This is a genomic window from Marisediminitalea sp., from assembly GCF_984433645.1.
On record NZ_CFIDRX010000084.1, the window covers coordinates 1 to 17,902 of the forward strand.

Annotated in this window: 17 protein-coding genes; all 17 read right to left on the reverse strand. The window is 50.6% G+C overall.

What is annotated here, in order from left to right:
• A partial coding sequence (locus AC4MRN_RS11930; protein WP_491203395.1) for a LamG-like jellyroll fold domain-containing protein occupies positions 1–4,281 on the reverse strand: 4,281 nt, incomplete at its 3' end.
• Between the two features lie 77 nt (positions 4,282–4,358).
• On the reverse strand, positions 4,359–4,784 hold the full coding sequence (locus AC4MRN_RS11935; RefSeq protein WP_073316960.1) for a hypothetical protein: 426 nt from the start codon (positions 4,782–4,784) through the stop codon (positions 4,359–4,361).
• Positions 4,774–5,616, reverse strand: coding sequence for a PilW family protein (locus AC4MRN_RS11940; RefSeq protein WP_491203396.1), 843 nt, complete (start codon positions 5,614–5,616; stop codon positions 4,774–4,776). Before AC4MRN_RS11940 ends, AC4MRN_RS11935 begins: the two co-directional genes overlap by 11 nt.
• Entirely contained in the window at positions 5,616–6,197 is a 582-nt protein-coding gene (locus AC4MRN_RS11945) for a type IV pilus modification PilV family protein (protein ID WP_488802791.1), read from the reverse strand. The genes AC4MRN_RS11940 and AC4MRN_RS11945 overlap by 1 nt, the downstream gene beginning before the upstream one ends.
• Entirely contained in the window at positions 6,187–6,750 is a 564-nt protein-coding gene (locus tag AC4MRN_RS11950; RefSeq protein WP_491203397.1) for a type IV pilin protein, read from the reverse strand. Before AC4MRN_RS11950 ends, AC4MRN_RS11945 begins: the two co-directional genes overlap by 11 nt.
• Before the next feature lie 17 nt (positions 6,751–6,767).
• Positions 6,768–7,268: a prepilin-type N-terminal cleavage/methylation domain-containing protein gene (locus tag AC4MRN_RS11955; RefSeq protein ID WP_370242387.1), complete on the reverse strand. Its 501-nt coding sequence runs from the start codon at positions 7,266–7,268 to the stop codon at positions 6,768–6,770.
• Positions 7,269–7,335: 67 nt separating this feature from the next.
• Positions 7,336–7,974: a prepilin-type N-terminal cleavage/methylation domain-containing protein gene (locus tag AC4MRN_RS11960; protein ID WP_175555752.1), complete on the reverse strand. Its 639-nt coding sequence runs from the start codon at positions 7,972–7,974 to the stop codon at positions 7,336–7,338.
• A gap of 30 nt (positions 7,975–8,004) precedes the next feature.
• Positions 8,005–8,514 carry a hypothetical protein gene (locus AC4MRN_RS11965; protein WP_073316979.1) on the reverse strand — a complete coding sequence of 170 codons (510 nt, stop codon included), beginning with the start codon at positions 8,512–8,514 and terminating at the stop codon, positions 8,005–8,007.
• A gap of 1 nt (position 8,515) precedes the next feature.
• Complete coding sequence (locus tag AC4MRN_RS11970; protein WP_155016117.1) at positions 8,516–9,742, reverse strand: type II secretion system F family protein; 1,227 nt, start codon at positions 9,740–9,742, stop codon at positions 8,516–8,518.
• A complete protein-coding gene (locus AC4MRN_RS11975; RefSeq protein ID WP_491203398.1) occupies positions 9,735–11,543 on the reverse strand; it encodes a GspE/PulE family protein in 1,809 nt (602 codons plus the stop codon). Before AC4MRN_RS11975 ends, AC4MRN_RS11970 begins: the two co-directional genes overlap by 8 nt.
• A complete protein-coding gene (locus tag AC4MRN_RS11980; protein WP_491203401.1) occupies positions 11,540–12,616 on the reverse strand; it encodes a tetratricopeptide repeat protein in 1,077 nt (358 codons plus the stop codon). The genes AC4MRN_RS11975 and AC4MRN_RS11980 overlap by 4 nt, the downstream gene beginning before the upstream one ends.
• 5 nt (positions 12,617–12,621) lie before the next feature.
• A complete protein-coding gene (locus AC4MRN_RS11985; RefSeq protein WP_073316984.1) occupies positions 12,622–13,545 on the reverse strand; it encodes an ExeA family protein in 924 nt (307 codons plus the stop codon).
• Positions 13,546–13,547: 2 nt separating this feature from the next.
• The gene (mshL, locus tag AC4MRN_RS11990) at positions 13,548–15,254 is read right to left on the reverse strand and encodes a pilus (MSHA type) biogenesis protein MshL (protein WP_491203399.1); all 1,707 of its coding nucleotides are present in this window, start codon (positions 15,252–15,254) and stop codon (positions 13,548–13,550) included.
• Entirely contained in the window at positions 15,235–15,585 is a 351-nt protein-coding gene (locus AC4MRN_RS11995; RefSeq protein WP_073316986.1) for a hypothetical protein, read from the reverse strand. The genes mshL and AC4MRN_RS11995 overlap by 20 nt, the downstream gene beginning before the upstream one ends.
• Positions 15,575–16,222, reverse strand: a complete 648-nt coding sequence (locus tag AC4MRN_RS12000; RefSeq protein ID WP_073316987.1) for a hypothetical protein — start codon at positions 16,220–16,222, stop codon at positions 15,575–15,577. Before AC4MRN_RS12000 ends, AC4MRN_RS11995 begins: the two co-directional genes overlap by 11 nt.
• Positions 16,219–16,836 (reverse strand): hypothetical protein, encoded by a 618-nt coding sequence (locus AC4MRN_RS12005; protein WP_155016122.1) that lies wholly within the window; start codon positions 16,834–16,836, stop codon positions 16,219–16,221. Before AC4MRN_RS12005 ends, AC4MRN_RS12000 begins: the two co-directional genes overlap by 4 nt.
• On the reverse strand, positions 16,833–17,786 hold the full coding sequence (locus AC4MRN_RS12010; RefSeq protein ID WP_491203400.1) for a type IV pilus biogenesis protein PilM: 954 nt from the start codon (positions 17,784–17,786) through the stop codon (positions 16,833–16,835). Before AC4MRN_RS12010 ends, AC4MRN_RS12005 begins: the two co-directional genes overlap by 4 nt.
• Positions 17,787–17,902: the final 116 nt, after the last annotated feature.

Here is a 17,902-nt window from a genome sequence, read left to right on the forward strand (position 1 = left end):
ACCGCTGTTATCGGTAAAATACATATCACTCAGTGAACTTGCTGAAGGAGACAGCGCCCATAACGCATCTGAATAGTTAGCTGTGACTTGTCCTTTAGCGTTGTAGGCCGTTATCTGCAGGGCTGGTTCTGCTCCAGCTGCAAATGCAAAGGATTGACCAAGGTAGGTAAACGCCGCATTACAACTCGGTTCAATTTGCGGGGTAGTTGCCGCCACGACATCGAAATACGCAGGGGTATACCGCCCTAGACTGACCCCAGTAGCTGCAATCGCCTGTCCTAAATACCCATTGTCCTGCAGATCAAATTGGTAAGTACCCACTTCGCTCATATAGGCTTCAGAATAAGAATAAGTCCCTGCGCTGAATACAGGCACGCTGACAGACTGCCAGTTCTGAGTAACACTGCTGCTCACAGATTGATTGGCACTAACGTAATATTGTCCTTCGCTAGCCGAGGCCGATGTGGGAGCCTGACGGGTAACAGCCATTTGCAGATCACCAGGCTGGTAGCCGGGTAATGGACTGCCATTCGCGCCAAGCGCCGTAATGGTCAACGTATGCCCGGCACCCGCTGCAGAAACCGCACTGGCATTAGTACTGGCTTGCAACTGTGCTGGAATACTGTCGAGCTGATTACTGCCCGACTCAATAGTGGTGTTGTTGATGTTTGCCGTGGCCGTAATCGTTAATCGACCTGCATCGGCATATGTTCTTCCAGCAAGACTGGTTTCCCCATTGCTGTCGAAGGTTAACGTTACCGGTGCACTGTTTTCTCCGAGACCATTGCCGCTTACGGGGACCCCGGCAAACGGCACAGAACATTGATCTGGCGAATAGGACGCGTTACCCGGCGAGACACAGTCATACCCCAGGGTTACCGACTGTTGCCCGGTCAGCAGCGCCTGACAAACCCCGGCATTCGACTGAACGGCCCTCAGACCCACTCTCCCTAGATCAGATTCGGCCACAATGGCGGGCAACGTCGTTTGATACGGATTCGCGGTGTCAAAGAACTCAAAACCGGCATTCACAAAATTAATCACACAGTTGCTCGTACACTGCGTAGCATTGTCCGGCGCCGAAGCCTGATCCGCCGCACTGACCGTGATGTTGTACTGGCTGGCCGTGGTTTCTGCCAGACTAAGCGTTGTAGAGCCCGTAAACGTCACAGGGTTAGGGGAAGACCAACTGCCAGCAGGCAAGTTTACGCTAACAGGATCACTCACCAGTTCAGAACAGCTGGCGTTTGCACAGGCTTTCAGGGTCACGCTGGCTGCACTGCAGGTAAGTGATTGGGTTGGATGCGTAACTTCGTAGTGATGTACCGAGAAACAGCGCTCGACATCGGCCATATCGTCGCGAATTTGCTGTCTGGATTGTTCGTAGTCATAAATTCGCACGTCATCAAACTGACCATTTGCGGAGTTGTCGGTCATATAACCAACAAAATTAGATGAAGAATTGTCGCCAATCTTCATACTGGTTAAATCACCTAACGCCGGGTTGGTCAGATTCCATCGACCATACATAAATACCCGGCTGCCATTCACGTACAAATCGATATCTTCGCCGGGCATATTCCATGTCAGCGCGATGTGCACCCATTCGTTGGCTCCATAGCCTAACTGTTGAGTAATAACATCCATATTGTTACCGCTGGCGTCTTCCATACCAAAGCCTAGTTCACCGTTATTCGACAATGACATGTAGAAGAAATACCGATTTGACGCATCAAATAGTTGTCGGTTTCCCCCCCCAATCCAGGGCTGGTCGCTGCGGTACCAGAACGTAATTGTGCCTCGGTCGCCTACCTGATTGAGATCCAGGTTAGTGTTCACCGCATCCTGATAAGTATTGGTGTTATATGGCACATCCAGGGCTCGACACGAGATATCGTTAGACGGTTCAACGGGCTGCACACGCCCCATTGGCGTGCCGTTATTCAGATTTGTGGTTGAATCCAGCACTGTGTTAAACGTCGGCCAGGCTAATTCTTCGAACTTATAGTGTAGTCTTGGTCCTGTGCCGGCACAGGTGGGACAGGCGTAGTCTGAGGCCGTATAAAGCGCCTGTACATCGGCAGTGGTCAGTTCACCTGCGTATATTCTGACGTCGTCAATTTCTCCACGTAAAAAGTCTCTCAGCTCCCAGGAGTTGGACTGATAGTTACCGGAAGCACCGGCATTTGCGCCTAAAATGATGGGTTCCTGATTATTTCGCCAGCTAAATCCCGACTGAAAAAAACCGCCCAGGTATACACCATCCAGGTAAACGTTCATTCCGCCAGAGCCCCAAGTGTATGCCAGGTGATACCATTGCTCCCGTTCGTCAATAACACTACCGGTATAAATTTCGTAAGATTGATACTGTGTTTCTTGCCGAAATATCAGCTTGCCATCCTGGTCCACCAGTAAAGTGAACTGCCCGCCAAAATCCCGGCCGCTGGAGTCTTTCGAGAAAAGCGCCTGAAGGCTATTTCCATAGCTATCCCGGTTATGATCTAAATCAGACACTTTGAACCACATGGTTAGTGTACCGGATGAAAGCTGTAACCCTGAACCATGGTCGATATTGATGTGCTGATTACCACCATCAAACCCCGACGCCTGACAGAAACGTCCATTGATAATAGCTGAAGCACCGTTTATTGAGCGCCCATTGTAGCCACTTACCACATCGACGACTTCGCCCGCAGTACCAGACAAACTGCACACGTCCATTTTCCAATGCGAGACCAGGGTGGCGTTGGATCCACAGCTAACACAGCTTTCTTCAGACTCCGCGTTTAGCAGCGCGATTTGTTGCGCTGATAACTGCTGATTGTACAAACGAATATCGTCTATACGTCCCTGATAAAAATCACCGAGATCTGAATACGATGTATTCTGCGGGTCGTGCTGACTGGCATTAGCGGCCACCAATAACGGTTTATTGTTGCTTTGCCAGCCTGAGGTATAGCTACTGTTGCTGCCCACCAGATTATTATCTACGTACACCTGCATCCCTGCCGGGCCAAAGGTGTAGACTACGTGATGCCATTGCCCTTCAATAATGACCGGCGACGTATTCAATTGATAAGTGGTGCTGGACGACTGCTGATTGACCTTGATGGCGCCGCTGTTGGTGACCCACATCGACACCTGCCCCCCTGAACCAATGAACCTTTCGTCTTTGGAGAACAGCGACATCCCCCCTTCCTGGGTGGAATTAAAATATGCCAGATTATCGGTATTCATCCAGAACGAAATAGCCCCTTCGGCCATAGCGTAGTTATTGCTGTGTGGCAGAAACAAGTAGTCTTCGTCCCCACGGAAATAAGCGGCCTGACAATATTGTCCATTGCTGTCGATACTCGGTGAGTTTACCGACCGGCCATTGTTCCCGGCGATACTGTCCACCACCTCGCCATTGGCGTTGGTTAGCGCACATACATTGAGTGTCCAGTGGGCGACGGCGGTGGGCAAAGTCACAGCTTTCGTGCAAAGTCCGTCAGTTTCCAACGTCGATAAAGCAGCTTCGTCGTAAGTTACAACGCTACGGTCGTGCAAAATTATCTGCTGAGCATTGGAAGCACCGGTATGGGTGATATCGGCGTTATAGGTCACGCTGCTAGCACTGTATATGAACCCTTTTACCTGCGAGTATTGTCCAATGCTGACATACCCTTCAGAAATAATCGCCAACTGCGATGGCTGACCATTCGCATTGATGGGGTTGTTGATATTGGTAGACATAGCCCGGGTATAAATCACCACGCTGGCGTTGTTGGCAATGTCTATTCGGGCATTCTGACCCAATGTGAGTTGTTCAATCCAATACACGCCACCAGACAACGTCAGAGTCGCGTTAAAGTTCACATTCAGAGTTTTAATTCTGAACGGCTGAGCACTGCTATTGGTTGTTAAAGCGCCACCGTTGCCTACTGTTACGGTGCGATAATCACCTGCCTGCAAGGTACTGCTTGAATAATCGTTAACTCTGACATCGGTTGCGCTGGATGAATATTGATAAGACGGAAGCGACAATGCCCCGCTGGCATTGCCCGATATTTGACATGCAACAGAATCACAGCTGGTGCCACCGCTGTTGTCCAGCATACTGGCTACATCAAGGGTACCGTCACTGCCTATCAGGCGGCTTTGAGGTTGAAACTGAATATAACCAGACGCAGAATGCGAGGCAGCGGGATCGGGGAAAACCGACTGACAAGTAACAGCATGGGCCGCGGCGGGAAAAACGACCGTAACTAACGACATAACCTGTTTAATCCACTGCTTCAACGCTCACACCCTCATACTGGTATCTGTATATTTTAGTACACGATATGGCTATATACGGTACAGACAGGCATACCAGACTATTGTTCTTCAAACGCATCCATTTCCAGTGTCCGGCTGACCCATATGTCACCGGCCTGACAGACGCCTGTGCTCACAAACCGGTAATAGTTGTATTGCTGGTTTTGCTTTGTAATAGCCGTTGTTGTGCAGGCCGCCTGGTACTGACAGTTTTCCAATCCATCCCCCTGCGGTAAACCAGCACTGCTACTTACGGTGGCATTACATGCTGCGACCGGCGAGTTAAGCGGAAATGCAGAAGCGGCAATGCGTTGTAACCCGCTCTGGGCAGCGAATTTAGCGCGCGCCCCTAACACTTCATAAATCACTGATTGACTAGTGCCGGATAACAAATTGATCATGGTAATTCCAAGAAAAGCCAGCACCAAAATGACAAACAAGGTGATCACTAACATACTGCCGCGCTGTTTTTTACTATGGCACATTGGCAACGTGGATCTCCTGTTGATAAGCAATTTGCTCGCCGTTGTCAGAAAAACGCAACCTTACTTCAACAATAGCGTTGCTTTGTAACCGGGTAGAAATAATTCTGAATGGGTCGTCTTCGCTTGGGTTGTTTGCCGGATCCGCCGACAACACATTGACAACGTGCTCCGCAATCACGGGTAAGCCAGGGAACGCGCCAAGCTGATTGGTAATGATGTCGTTCTCGTAGCGAATGAGTGCATTTTGATACACACAAAAACTCACCGCCCGGTCGACTAAATAGACTCTCGACGCCGGCGAACTCTGCGCGAACTGCCCGGTAACTGACAGCTGCACAATATCGTCGCTGTCGTCCAGCGTACTGCAGTCGCCGTCACCATCATCGTTACACGCCGTTACGTTTACCCGACGGTTACGCGAAGCGTCATAGATATCTTCACTACGAGTAGGGTAAACAACGGCAAAGTTGTCGCCCGTGGGCAGCGTGTAGGGCACGTTATTGATATCGTGCAGCGCCACCACGTCCATCTCGAGATTATCGGGTTCGGGAAGCCGTGTGTACACAGTCGCCCAGTTTATGGGTACGAATTCCAAGCAGTGGTAACTGGTATTGCCGGTAATACGTACGCTGTTTGGCACGGCATTCGCAATCTCCCGTTTTAATCGCTCAATAGCAAAGCGACTTTCCGTCACCAATTGCTCCCGGGTACTGACATCGATATAAGTTTGCATGGAACCACGCACAAAACTGGCGATCCCGGCACTGGCAATGCCCAGAATAATAATAACGGTGATCAGCTCGATTAACGTGAATCCCTGACTCTTGCGCATCAGAAATTCCACCGATAGCTGGCAAAAGTCAGAGGCTCCCCGCCTGGCGTGGTTACCGTAATCGTGATCCGTTTCACGTTCGCCACCAGCGTGCCAGTATCAGGCACACCGTTCTGGTCGGCATCGTCGTCATTAATGCCGTCTTCATTACTGTCGTAATACACCGAGACCTGCGCTCGAAATCCCTGGTACAAGCTTTCGCCATTATTCAGCATTGCCTGACCTTGTACGTTCAGAATATTACCATCACGCTGATCCAATCCATGGTAATCGTCGACATCGTCGTAACTGTCGCGACTCTCGCCGCTGTCTGGCCCCAAAGACCCGGACGCAGTGCAGCTTTGTCCTTCGTTGCAACGTGTGTTGCCACCGGAATGATCGGATTGCTCGTCAAACGACTTGGCATTAATTTCCGTTAACAAAGACTGCGCTAATTCACTGGCGCGAATTTGCCAGATTGGCTCTATACTGAGGCGGGATTGGGGACCTATAACACCAATGATAACCAGCATGATGATGGTGAACACCACAATACCGATAATCAATTCAATCAGGGTAAAGCCACGGACACTAGCACGCATGTACGTATCCCTGACTTTCTATGCACACATCCACACTGGACTCGCCAGCCAGTGTCACGCGGCAAGGCGTACCTGTATTGCAGTTGGCTGCACCGTTCAATGGACGGCCAAGGGAGTCAAATGCCAGATAAGAGAAGTTAGTAAAGTTGCCATCCCGGCTGCTGAGCACAACCGATTCATCGGATAACTCCGGCGCCTGTACCGCTAAAAATGCGGGTGCGCTGCTGTTGATGTTGCTGCCACAAGTGGCAGCGCCATTTCCTGGCGAATAATCCAACGAAGGCGGGCCATAGGCGCTTGCGGTACCATAAGCCAGATTAATACGAAAACAAAACCCGCTGCGAGTGTCTTGCATCGCGCGGGTTTGCATATTTCGCAGGGCAGTTATCAGTCTGTCCTGATAAGCGTATTCCACGTACCCATCACGGGACTGAAATCGCGTTGCTGCAATGACAGACAGCACGCCAATCAACACTACCACGGTAATCAGTTCAATTAAGCTGAACCCCGAATTAAAACGATTACCGCGAAGTGACGTTATGCCATGCTGCATGGACTGCTGAGGGTTACTTAGCAGCCGCTTGAAGTAACAACAACACTCGGGCTGCCGCCAGCTGCGACTACTTCAGTGTAAGTTACTGCACACGCTGCGTTGGTTGTGCCTTCCGGGTAAATTGTAGCTACACCAGCAGTGGTACCTGAACCGGCTGTTGTTACAACAATATCCCAATCAGCGTCAGAGATATCGGTCCAGCCTGCAATAGTGTTGTCTGTTGCAGCTGTGCCAGTGCTAAAGGTCATGGTATCGGCATCAGGATAACCGTACTGCGTCGTCACTGTTTTATTGTTAATTGACACTGTGGTAGATGCTGAACTCTGGCCACCGCCAATTGCCGACTTTGCATACACAAGCTGTGTACCGCCAAGCAATGCACCGCGCAGACCTTCCAGTGTTGACGCCCGGGCATCAGACTGGAAATCAATGAACCGAGGTGCAGCTGTGACTGCCAAAATACCAAGAATAACGATCACGATGATCAATTCGATTAACGTAAAACCACGTTGCTGCATGTTAATTCCCCTTAAATGGATAACGCTATTATTCACAAGTTTAGTCTACAGTACAGGCATAAGCCCGTTAATTAGACGAAATGTTATTAAACACAACCACCTGACCAATGCGCGGGTCGTAAATAAAGCCGTCACCCGTGGTGTCATCAGTTGGTTGTACCGATTGGTTTTGCACTGATTTACTCAGATAGTAAAAACACAAATCATTGCCACCAGACCCCGTGCCATTGCTGGCAGTCGTAAAATAACGGAATCTGTCGAACGGTCGGTTAGCCCAGTCAGACGTAATGGTTGGTGCGCTTTGCATGATCAGATTGAAAATGCTCTCGCAGTCCAGATTCGTCATACTGTCGTCTTCTGTACTCCCGTCGTTATTTAATTGTCCGGTCGGATACCCGGTGTTCTTGTCGATTGCGACTAAAATGCCGTCCAACGTAACAAAGGTCTGGTTGGTGGCTTGATTTTCCTGCGGGCGGGCTTCCAGTTCCCATTCCGCCCGAACCAAACCCACCCCGGTAGCAAAGCCACCGGCGACGCCCTCAACAGTGGCATCTTCAGCTTGCTCGGTGACATCGAGGAATCGGGGGATAGCCACTGCAGCCAGTAAACCCAGCAGAACCACCACAATTACCAACTCAATCAGGGTAAAGCCTTGCGTAGTTGCAAAACCTCGCGGTGTAGCTATTCCAGCCTTTCGGTTTGTCATTCTCATCTCCTAACCTTTATTGCCCGTGACTCATTCGCCCCGGGTAACCACGCCAGTGTAAATACTGTAATCAAAAAACGGGCCGGTACTTACCCGGAACCGGCATCGCGCATTGGGTACTTTTGCGTCGTCGTTATCGCTCGCGTAGTACTCACCAAGCACTCTGAATCCTTCTACTCTTGCCGGCATATTCAGCAGTTGCTCCCACACCCGGGTACACCCCTCTGAATTGGGCTCGACCTTTGGCCAGCCAAAATGCGCCATTCGCACCGGGCGTCGGCCGACTTCCTTACCATTGCCATCGTAGTGCACCAGCATAATCATTTCCGGCCGACCTTCTGCCTGCCATTGCCAGTGTGCGTTAGTTGCACTGCCAGCAAACTGGCGTGCATAGCCGTCCATTAATTCGGCTTCAATGTCGGGCTCGGCGTCGTACATGTAAACAATCGCCGTCCCCATTAAAATGGTGAACACCGCAATAACCACCAGGTTAATCATCACCCGGCGTAAATTGTCATCGGCTTCTTCTCTTGGCTTCACCTTAGTTACCCTTAATGGCGCTCATCATGTCCCACATAGGTGTAAATATACCTAATGCCAGCACAAGAACCATACCCGCCACAATACCAATCAGAATGGGCTCAATTTTCGCTGTCAGACTATTTAAATCATAGTCGACTTCCCGTTCATAAAATCCGGCGACTTCAGCCAGCAGTTCATCGACCCGCCCTGTTTCTTCGCCAACGTTGACCATTTGTAACACCATAGGCGTAAACAATCCGCTTGCCTGAGCAACACGCGACAGGTTTTCCCCTTTTTCAATACTTTGCCGCATAGTGATGATGCGCAATTCCATATGGCGGTTTCCCACCGCTTCAGCCACCAGGTTCAGGGCAGTAGTGAGGGGCAAACCGGCTTGCAGCATCATTGAAAAACTGCGACAAAACCGCGCTAACAATGAGCGCTCCAGTACTTTTCCAATGATAGGCATACGCAATTTTCGCCTATCCCAGTTCAACAACCCGTCTGGTGTACTCAAATAGTGGCGCACGGCCGCTATGATGAATACCACACCGCCGACCAGGAACAGCCATTGATTGACGAAGAAGTCTGACATACCCAACAGAAACCGCGTCATAATGGGTAATTCAGCGCCAAACTTACTGAACATATCGGCGAACTTTGGAATAACGAATACATTCATGATCACCAACGCGGCGACCAATGCAAACACCACAAAAATCGGGTAGCGGGTAGCGGCTTTGATTTGTCGCCGGGTCTCCTGCTCGCGTTCCAGGTAACCGGCAAGCTGCAAGAATGACTCATCTAATCTACCGGTGTTTTCACCCACGTGGATCACCGATACATAGAGTTTAGAAAATATCTTCTCGTGCTGGTGCATTGCCGACGACAGGGTTCGCCCTCGCTCAAGCAAGCTAATAATATCGGTGAGCGCCAGTTTCAGACGGAGTGAATTCGTCGACTCCGCCAGACTGCTTACTGCACGCAAAATAGGAATGCCGGCGTGTGTGAGTGAATACATTTGCCGGGAAAAAATCACCAGCTCATCCAGGGTCACTTTTGGAGTCAGAAAGTTCACCGTCTCAACAGCAGCTTCGCTGTCGCCACCGGCGGCAGGATGAATAGAAATGGGCGTAACACTGCGCGCTAACAGCATTTTAGCAGCCGCATTCGCGTCGATGGCGTCGATCATGCCGCTACGCATTTCACCATTGCTTTCACGCCCTTTATATTCAAACTTAGGCATCCGGAATATCCTCCAGACTCAGGCCGCCGTCAGGCTTACCCTGGTTAAGCGCATCCTGCTTTAGAGTTGGCGCTGCCTCAGTATGTTCGTCATCCTGCTCAGTTTTGGGAACTTCTGCGACCATTTCCACCAGCTTGAGTACTTCCTCAACCGTGGTATGGCCCATTTTTGCATAGGTTAAGGCCACATGAGATAGCGGTTTATAACCGGGGCTATTATTCGCATGCGTACTGAAAGCCGCGGTATCTGCCGACTTCAGCGCGTCCATCATGGGGTCGGTAAGCTCAAGTAGTTCAAACACACCTATCCGGCCTCTGTAGCCAGACTGATTGCACTTCTGACAGCCCGCGCCGCGCTTAAATACAACGTTCTCCACGTTGGGGTCGATATGGCTCAACCAGAATAATTCATCGTGGGTGGGGGTATACTGGGTTTCACAGTTATCACAAATACGCCTCACCAATCGCTGTGCAATGATCCCTCTCAGTGAACTGGCTACCAGATAACCCGGCGCGCCCATATCCAGCAAGCGTATAGCGCTGGACACAGCATCGTTGGTGTGCAGCGTTGATAACACAAGGTGACCAGTTAATGCGCCACGCAAACCAATTTCCACGGTTTCCTGATCGCGCATCTCACCCACCATGATGATATCGGGGTCCTGACGAAGCGTGGTGCGCAGCACACTTGAGAAGTTGAGTCCGATACGGCTGTTTACCTGCACCTGATTGACCCTTGGTAAGCGGTATTCCACCGGGTCTTCTACGGTAATAATCTTACGTTGCGGCTTGTTGAGTTCACTCAATGCACCGTATAGTGTGGTTGTTTTACCTGACCCCGTTGGGCCCGTAACCAGAATCATGCCATGTGGTCGCTGCAACAGGATGCGAATCCGATCCAGCAATGGTTTCGGCATGCCGGTTTCGTCGAGCGTTAACAGGCCCGCAGACTGATCGAGCAAACGCATGACCACTGCTTCACCTGACTGAACCGGCATGGTAGACAAACGCACATCAATACGGTGTCCTTTAACCCTCACCTGGGTTCGACCATCCTGAGGTAAACGCTTTTCAGAAATATCCAGGCCAGCCATAAGCTTGAGACGCAGTACCAGTGCCGCAGCGATATTGCGCTCCGGAATGACGGTTTCCTGCAAGATGCCGTCAACGCGCTGGCGAATACGCAGTTGCTGTTCATCGGGCTCTATATGAATGTCCGAGGCTTTTGCCTGTACCGCGTCTTCAAAAATAGACTGCAACAGACGCGCAACGGCGGTGTCTTGTTCATCGGCAAGACCGGCTGTTAATTCGAACTCTTCTTCATCGCGGTATTCGTTGGCCAGCTCCTGGGCAAACGAGGCGATTTCATCGGTCCGACGATAAAAGCTGTCGTATGCATTAAACAGTTGCTCTTCACTGACCACGGCAATTTCAAGCCGTTTTGGCAGCAGGTCGCCAAGGTTATCCACTGCAGTCAGATCAGCCGGGTCACTCATGCCTACCAGCAGTGAGTCCCCTTTGTCTTCCAGCACAATAGCGCGATACCGACGAGCCTGTACCTCTGGCAGCAATTTCACCGCAGCGGGGTTAACGGTAAACTGGTCAATGTCGATAAGAGGCACATTCAAGTGGGTCGACAACAGTTCCAGCAATTGCTGTTCTGTTACCAGTTCCATGGCAATCAGGGTGGCCCCCAGTTTGCGGCCGGTTTGACGCTGTTCGGCCAGCGCCGCCATTAATTGGGGTTCGTCAATTAAACCGTTTTGAACCAGCAGATCACCCAGACGTACTTTTACACTCATGGCGCAACCCCCGTCAGCGATTGCAGGCGCTGAGCAATAAAGCGCTGGATATTGGCATCCAGGCTCTGCAGGGCATACGCTTCACGATAACTCTCTATTGCCAGTTTGCGCTCTCCTTGCTTGTCGGCCACAACCGCTTGCCCGAGCCACCATTTCGCGTTGCGCGCATCAAGACTAACCAACAGCGCATAATCGCTTAACGCCGCATCGAGTTTTCCCATCTGCTGGGCTATTGACGCTCTGAATCCAAGTAGCTCTATATTCGCAGGAGGATAGTCATCGGCCTCTTTGAGTGTGTAATACGCCAGTTCCTGTTCATTTTTTTGCGCCATTAAGCGCGCATACATTAATCGGACACTACTGTCGGCAGGTGTTTGCGACAGGGTATCCTGCAGTAAACGCTGAGCATCTTCACTACGCCCTTCACTGAAATACAGCGCAGCAAGGCGTTTCTTCGCGTTGATATTGTCGGGCTGTTGTAAAATTAACGTGCGCAACAGACGGATGGCCTCATTGCTGTTATTGCGTTCAATAGCATCCGCGATTTGTGCTTTCAATGCCATTTTATTTGGGTCGGTGCTGCTGCGGATCACAGGCACAGCGGGCTTTGCCGGCTGAATTTTGGTACTCTCGGGCGGCGCTGTGATCTCACCCTGTTGAGCAGATGCCTGCACTGCGTCTGTTTGCGTCGGAGAAGCTGCCTGACGTGGATCTGGTAATTCATCAGGTGCATTATTAGCTGCTTGCATGCTTTGCGCCGGGGTAGGCACTGGGTTTAGCCTTGAAGGTTCGACGGGTGAAGAGCTGTCTTGCGCTGCGGGGACAGCCTGAGGCTGCGCAACTGCCGCGCTATTGTTGTTGACCGCCTGATTAATGGGCTGCACCACAGGAGATTGAACAACAGGCTGACTGGACTCGACCGGCCAGAACAACGCGGCTCCGATGGCAATTACGCCAACCAGAATAATAATTAACAAACGAACAGGCACGGGCTTTTTCGCAGGCGGCTGATAATTGGCCTGCGTGACTTCGCTGGATTCGCGTTGCTCCAGATCATTGAGCATTTTATTCACGACACTCAAGCGGATTTCTCCATGATGACTAACCCTGCTACCACACAAATAAACACAATACTTACTGCCGCCGTAGCCCACTTCATGGCGGCGGTTTGCCACCACTGATGACTGACTGTTTTAGCCGCTTCGGTGTCGGCACTGGCCACGGCAATATGCTCAGGCTCGACCACGGATTTACCTTCGCCAAATGCGAGCATCAGTGCCTTATGCGACAATACGTTCACAACCCTTGGCGTGCCCCCACTGGCCTGAAACAACAGCTCACAACAGCGACGACTGAATAAATCACCGCCGCGATACCCAGCCACAGACACACGGTGTCTGACATACTGAAACACCTGGTCGGCATCCATTAACGACAGGCTGTAGCTAAACGTGATGCGCTGTCGCAATTGACGCAGCTCTGGCAACGCCAGCTTTTCGTCCAGTTCCGGCTGACCAAACAACACAACCTGAAGCAGCTTTCTGGATTCCGTTTCCAGATTTGTCATTAGTCGCAGTGCTTCAATACTTTCTGTTGGTAATGCCTGCGCTTCGTCGATAATGAGTACTGCACTTTGCTGAGACTGATGAATAGCAATTAGCCGTTCCTGTATACGCTGAGTAAACTCCTGCTGGTCACATTCAGCCGACAGTTCGACTCCCAATTCATTGGCCACTGCCCTGCGAAGTTCTGTAGGCGAAAGCAGCGGATTGGGGATGTACGCCGTAACAAAGTGCTCCGGCAATTCGTTCAGTAACTTCCGGCAAATCAGCGTTTTTCCGGTACCGACTTCGCCCGTGACCTTGATAAAACCTTCACCGGTCTTCAGCGCCGTTACCAACACCTGCATGGCTTCGTTGTGCGTCGGCAAACCAAAAAAATAACTGGTGTTTGGCGTTAGCGTAAACGGAAGCTCTCGAATGCCGAAGTGATACAGGTACATAGTTACTCTACATACAACCAGTCAGCCATTTTCTCACGGCTCATTTCAATTTGTTCTGCCCAGGTGCCACTACCAACAACAGTAGGTTTCAACAGGATAATCAGCTCTTTCTTCGTTTCGCGCTGGCTCTTGTTGGTAAACAATTCACCCAATAACGGAATATCACCCAGCAACGGTGTTTTGGATTCGCTGTCGCTGATGCTGGTTTGCATCAATCCGCCGATCACCACAATTTCACCTGAAGCAGCTTTGATAATGGTGTCAGATTCGCGAATGGTGCTCTGTGCCAAAGGCAACACGATTTGCTCCTGATTCAGGCTTACCACCTTTTCCTGCTCCTGGGTTTCAATAACCGAGGGATGCACATGCAACAGTACTGAACCGTTTTCGTCGATTTGCGGGGTCACATCCAATGCGATGCCCGAAAAGAAAGGGGTAAGTTCAATGTCTGGCACTACCGACGTAGTGGTGGACGTAATGGTGTTCTGGCTGGAAACGTCAGTCACGAAGTACTCGTCGTCACCGACTTTGATCACCGCTTTCTGGTTGTTGATCGCCGTCACCCGAGGACTGGAAAGCACCTGCACATTACCCTGAGTAGACAGCAGGGAGATAACCCCGGAAAAATCCTGATTCAGAAATGACAGGCTGGTCACTGCGCCAAGCGAAGCAGAAATTTCATTGCCAATGGTTGCTGCAGTGTTAGCAAAAGTGATGTCAGTACTACCCACATTCGCCACTACTTCAGACCAGTTAATGCCCTGCTGGTAACCGTCATCCAGTGCAACTTCCAGTATCCGTGCTTCCAGTATAACCTGACGCTGCAAGCTCGCTTCAGACACTTTCAGGAACCGTTTAATGTCGCGAATTTCGTCTGGCATGGCGCGTACCGTAACCAAACCCGCTTGTGGCGTGACAAATACCGCACGGCCGTTTTCATTACCGACCATGAGCTCCAGAGACGTTTTCAGGTCTTCCCAGAAATTCGTTTCGGTGCGCGTCGAAATAGAGGTGCCGTTGGCATTGTTGCCAAACTGATTGCCTAAGTTATTGCTGTTCGCAGAATTGCCGCTGAAGTTATTAAAGTTACTGTTTGAACTACCGTTGCTATTATTACCGTCGGCTTGCGACACACCACCAGAGATAATACTGGTTTGCGTAGAGCCATCACGGGTCATGAGTAAGTAATTCACCGCAAAAGTTTCGGTGCGCATACCCGCTGGCAAGATGCGGTACACGTTGCTCTTGCGACTGATATCATAGCCGTACAGGTCACCGAGTAATTCCATGACCTGTTCCATGCTGACCTGTTTCAGGCTAAGCGAGATTTCACCGCTGACTTCAGGGTGAATGGCAACGCTGTATGGCGTATCGGCCATCAAGCCTGCGAAAAATGCTCTGACCGCAACACCGTCAGCTTCAATATCATATTTTTCTGGGCCGAACAAAGAAGCGGGCTGCCCACTTACCGGTACTTCACTGAGTAAGTCAGCTACGTTTTTCGGTACCGACTCCAGCGAGCCTTGTGCCGTTGCTGGTGAGTTCTGGCTGGCCTGTTCATGCGCAATCTGCCTGGCCAGCTGCTCTTTCAGCGACTGCTCTACAACCGACGGCGGAGCAGAAGACTGACACCCCACCAGTAAAGTGACGATTGCAACGTAGATAAACCGTTTGCCCACGTGTCCCATGTTAATAATTCTCTGCTGCATTGGATTTTACGTTACCGCTTTTGGCAACCCACAGGGTTTTCTCAACCCATTCACCGTCCAGCTCCTGAACGATGTCGACACTGTAAGGGTGAATGGCCTTTACAGTGGCTCCCTGAATACTTTGCCCTTCCGTTACCACCTTGCCGTTAATTACCGCACGGCGTTGCTGGCCAACCCGCATAATGGCATTGACCTCAAGCGTTAACGCTGAGCTACTGGTGGCTTTTTGTGTTTGCGTAGTGAACTGAGACGGACGCGTTGGATCCTCCAGCGTTTGTGCAAACACGGGTAAACTCAGGCCGGCAAGTAACACAATTATCTTATTCAACACCGATAAACGCCTTCTCTGTACTGAGCGTATACACTTCCAGTGTCACTTGTGCATTCGGGTACTCCGACACTTCATACGCCATTGAACGCCAGTAGATTTGATTCGTTAACCGTTCAAGATTAGCCAGAAAATCACGCACGGCAAAAAAGCGCCCTTCAAACGTTAATTTCACGCCATGTTGATACAAGGGCACTTCGGCCATGGCCTCGTTATCGGCAAAAATGTTAACCGGCTTAATTGACGCCATCTCAATTAATGTCAGGCCTTCCGCCTGGGAAAACACCTGCTCAATGAGCACTGGCATTTGTCGGGGTAAAATCAAATCGGATAGTTGTGCAGAAAACTGATTCTGCAGCACAGTCATACGCTCGTTAACGCTGGCAATTTGTTCGCGCAGCTTTGTATTCGGGTCTTCAGCAAGGGCCTGCTCGTAAATCACCGATTGCTGCTGCAAAGACAGGATTTCAGATTCCAACGGCAATAGCGCATCCGATGTTTTTGTGTTCTTGGTTAATGCGGGGTCTATCAATAAAAACACCATAACCGAGATAATCACGATTAGGCCGGTAGCGAATATCAGTACTTTTTCGCGCTGGCTCAATGCTGCAAAACGCGCATCATAACTGGCGTAACTCATTTCTGACCTCCTTGCGCCTGCACATCAGTCTCAGGAGACCGGGACATACTGAGCTCAAAACGAAGCTGCTCTTCATCGCGGAACAAACGCGCAGAGTCAAAGGTGCGCCCGGAAAACGAGGAGGTTTGCCCAAGGCGTTGTAACCATTGCGGCATAGCTTCCGGTTTACTCAATTGCCCCTCAAGTAACATCATGTGTTCGCTGACCTGAATAGTCTCTAACCAGATATCACGACTATTCTTAGCAGCCAGGTTGTCCAGTAAATCAGCAAACCCCTGTTGCTTTATTTGTTCACGTAAACTCAGCTCATTCACCAGTAACTGCCGGTTGCTCAATTCGTGACGGCGTTGCGCTAACTGCCTTTCCAGACCTGCATCCGGTTTGCGTTGCTCTAGTGCCTGCTGCAATGCACTTACGGTACTCAACAATTGTTGTTGCTGACGTTGCTTGGCCATCAAGTTGTCCTGGAGCGAAGCACCGTACCAGGAGACACCGGCCCACACCATGGCAAGTAATACAGCAGTGACACTCCAGATTACCGCTACACTGCTTAGCGACCACATATCCAGGCGTGGTGTAAATTCTTCGGTGTAGAGGTTTATGCGCTGTTTCACGCGGCGGCCTCCGTTTTCTCAGCCACCAGCGCTTTGTCTGCTCCCAGGGCCGCGCCGAGGCTGATATAATTTAAACGGTGAACCGGTGACTGGGTATCCGACACTACATTAGCCGGAACCAGCCCTTCAACGTCTGCATTTACCACCTGATTAATCTGCAACGACAGGGCGTCAATGTGCTGGGTATCCAATCTCAGTTGAATGCGGCGAACGGGGCCTTGACGGAGCTGGCTCTCGTAAAAGTCCATCGAACGCTGAACCTGTACACTCAGCGACTCACCGATGCCCATCTGCAGTTCGTCCTTTGAAAAGCTCCCTAAATTTTCGAAGCCTTTTAGACGGCGACTCAGATAAAGCTGCCCGTTTTTCACGATGTTCAGACATATCTCTTCGCCGGCTTCCTGTACGAGCGTAAGTACCGCATCAGACGAAGTTTCAACAAGGTCACAGGTAGCCAGCTCTTCTACCGTAATTTGCTGCATAGCCAGCCCGGACTCAAAAATCTTTTCACAGGTTTCTGCCACATCTTTCTTAGGCAGGGCAATCACATTTACTTTTGCCGCTCCAGCCAGAGGCACCGGTAAGTCGATGTAATCAATCACCATGTCCTGCTCGCTGCCGGTCAGTTCTTTGACCGACCATGACATCGCCGCAATGATTTCGTCTTCTTCGACAGCGGGGCGGTCAATTTGCAGAATTTGATACCAGTGGATAGAAAAGGCCACGTAGGTGGGTGTGCCGGCCAGATTGTGTTTTTCGGTCCAGCGAATCAGGGATTTTCCCCATTGACCAAAGCTAACGGTTTCTTCATGCGCCACATGCAAAGCATCACCTTGTTTTCGCAAGGCGCAAAATGTCACAGTGTCCAGGGAAATCGCTATGCCTACAGCGTGATAGGCCGATTTTTTTCTGAATGCTTGCTTTAGGTATGTACGCCAACCGATGCGCATGGAATTCAGTGATGTCCGTTAAAAGATGTGACGATTACAACAGAGTTTGCAACAAAGTACCAGCCCATGCTATTACCTTTTAGTTTAGTTATATCAGTCTCTTGTTTGCATTTTTA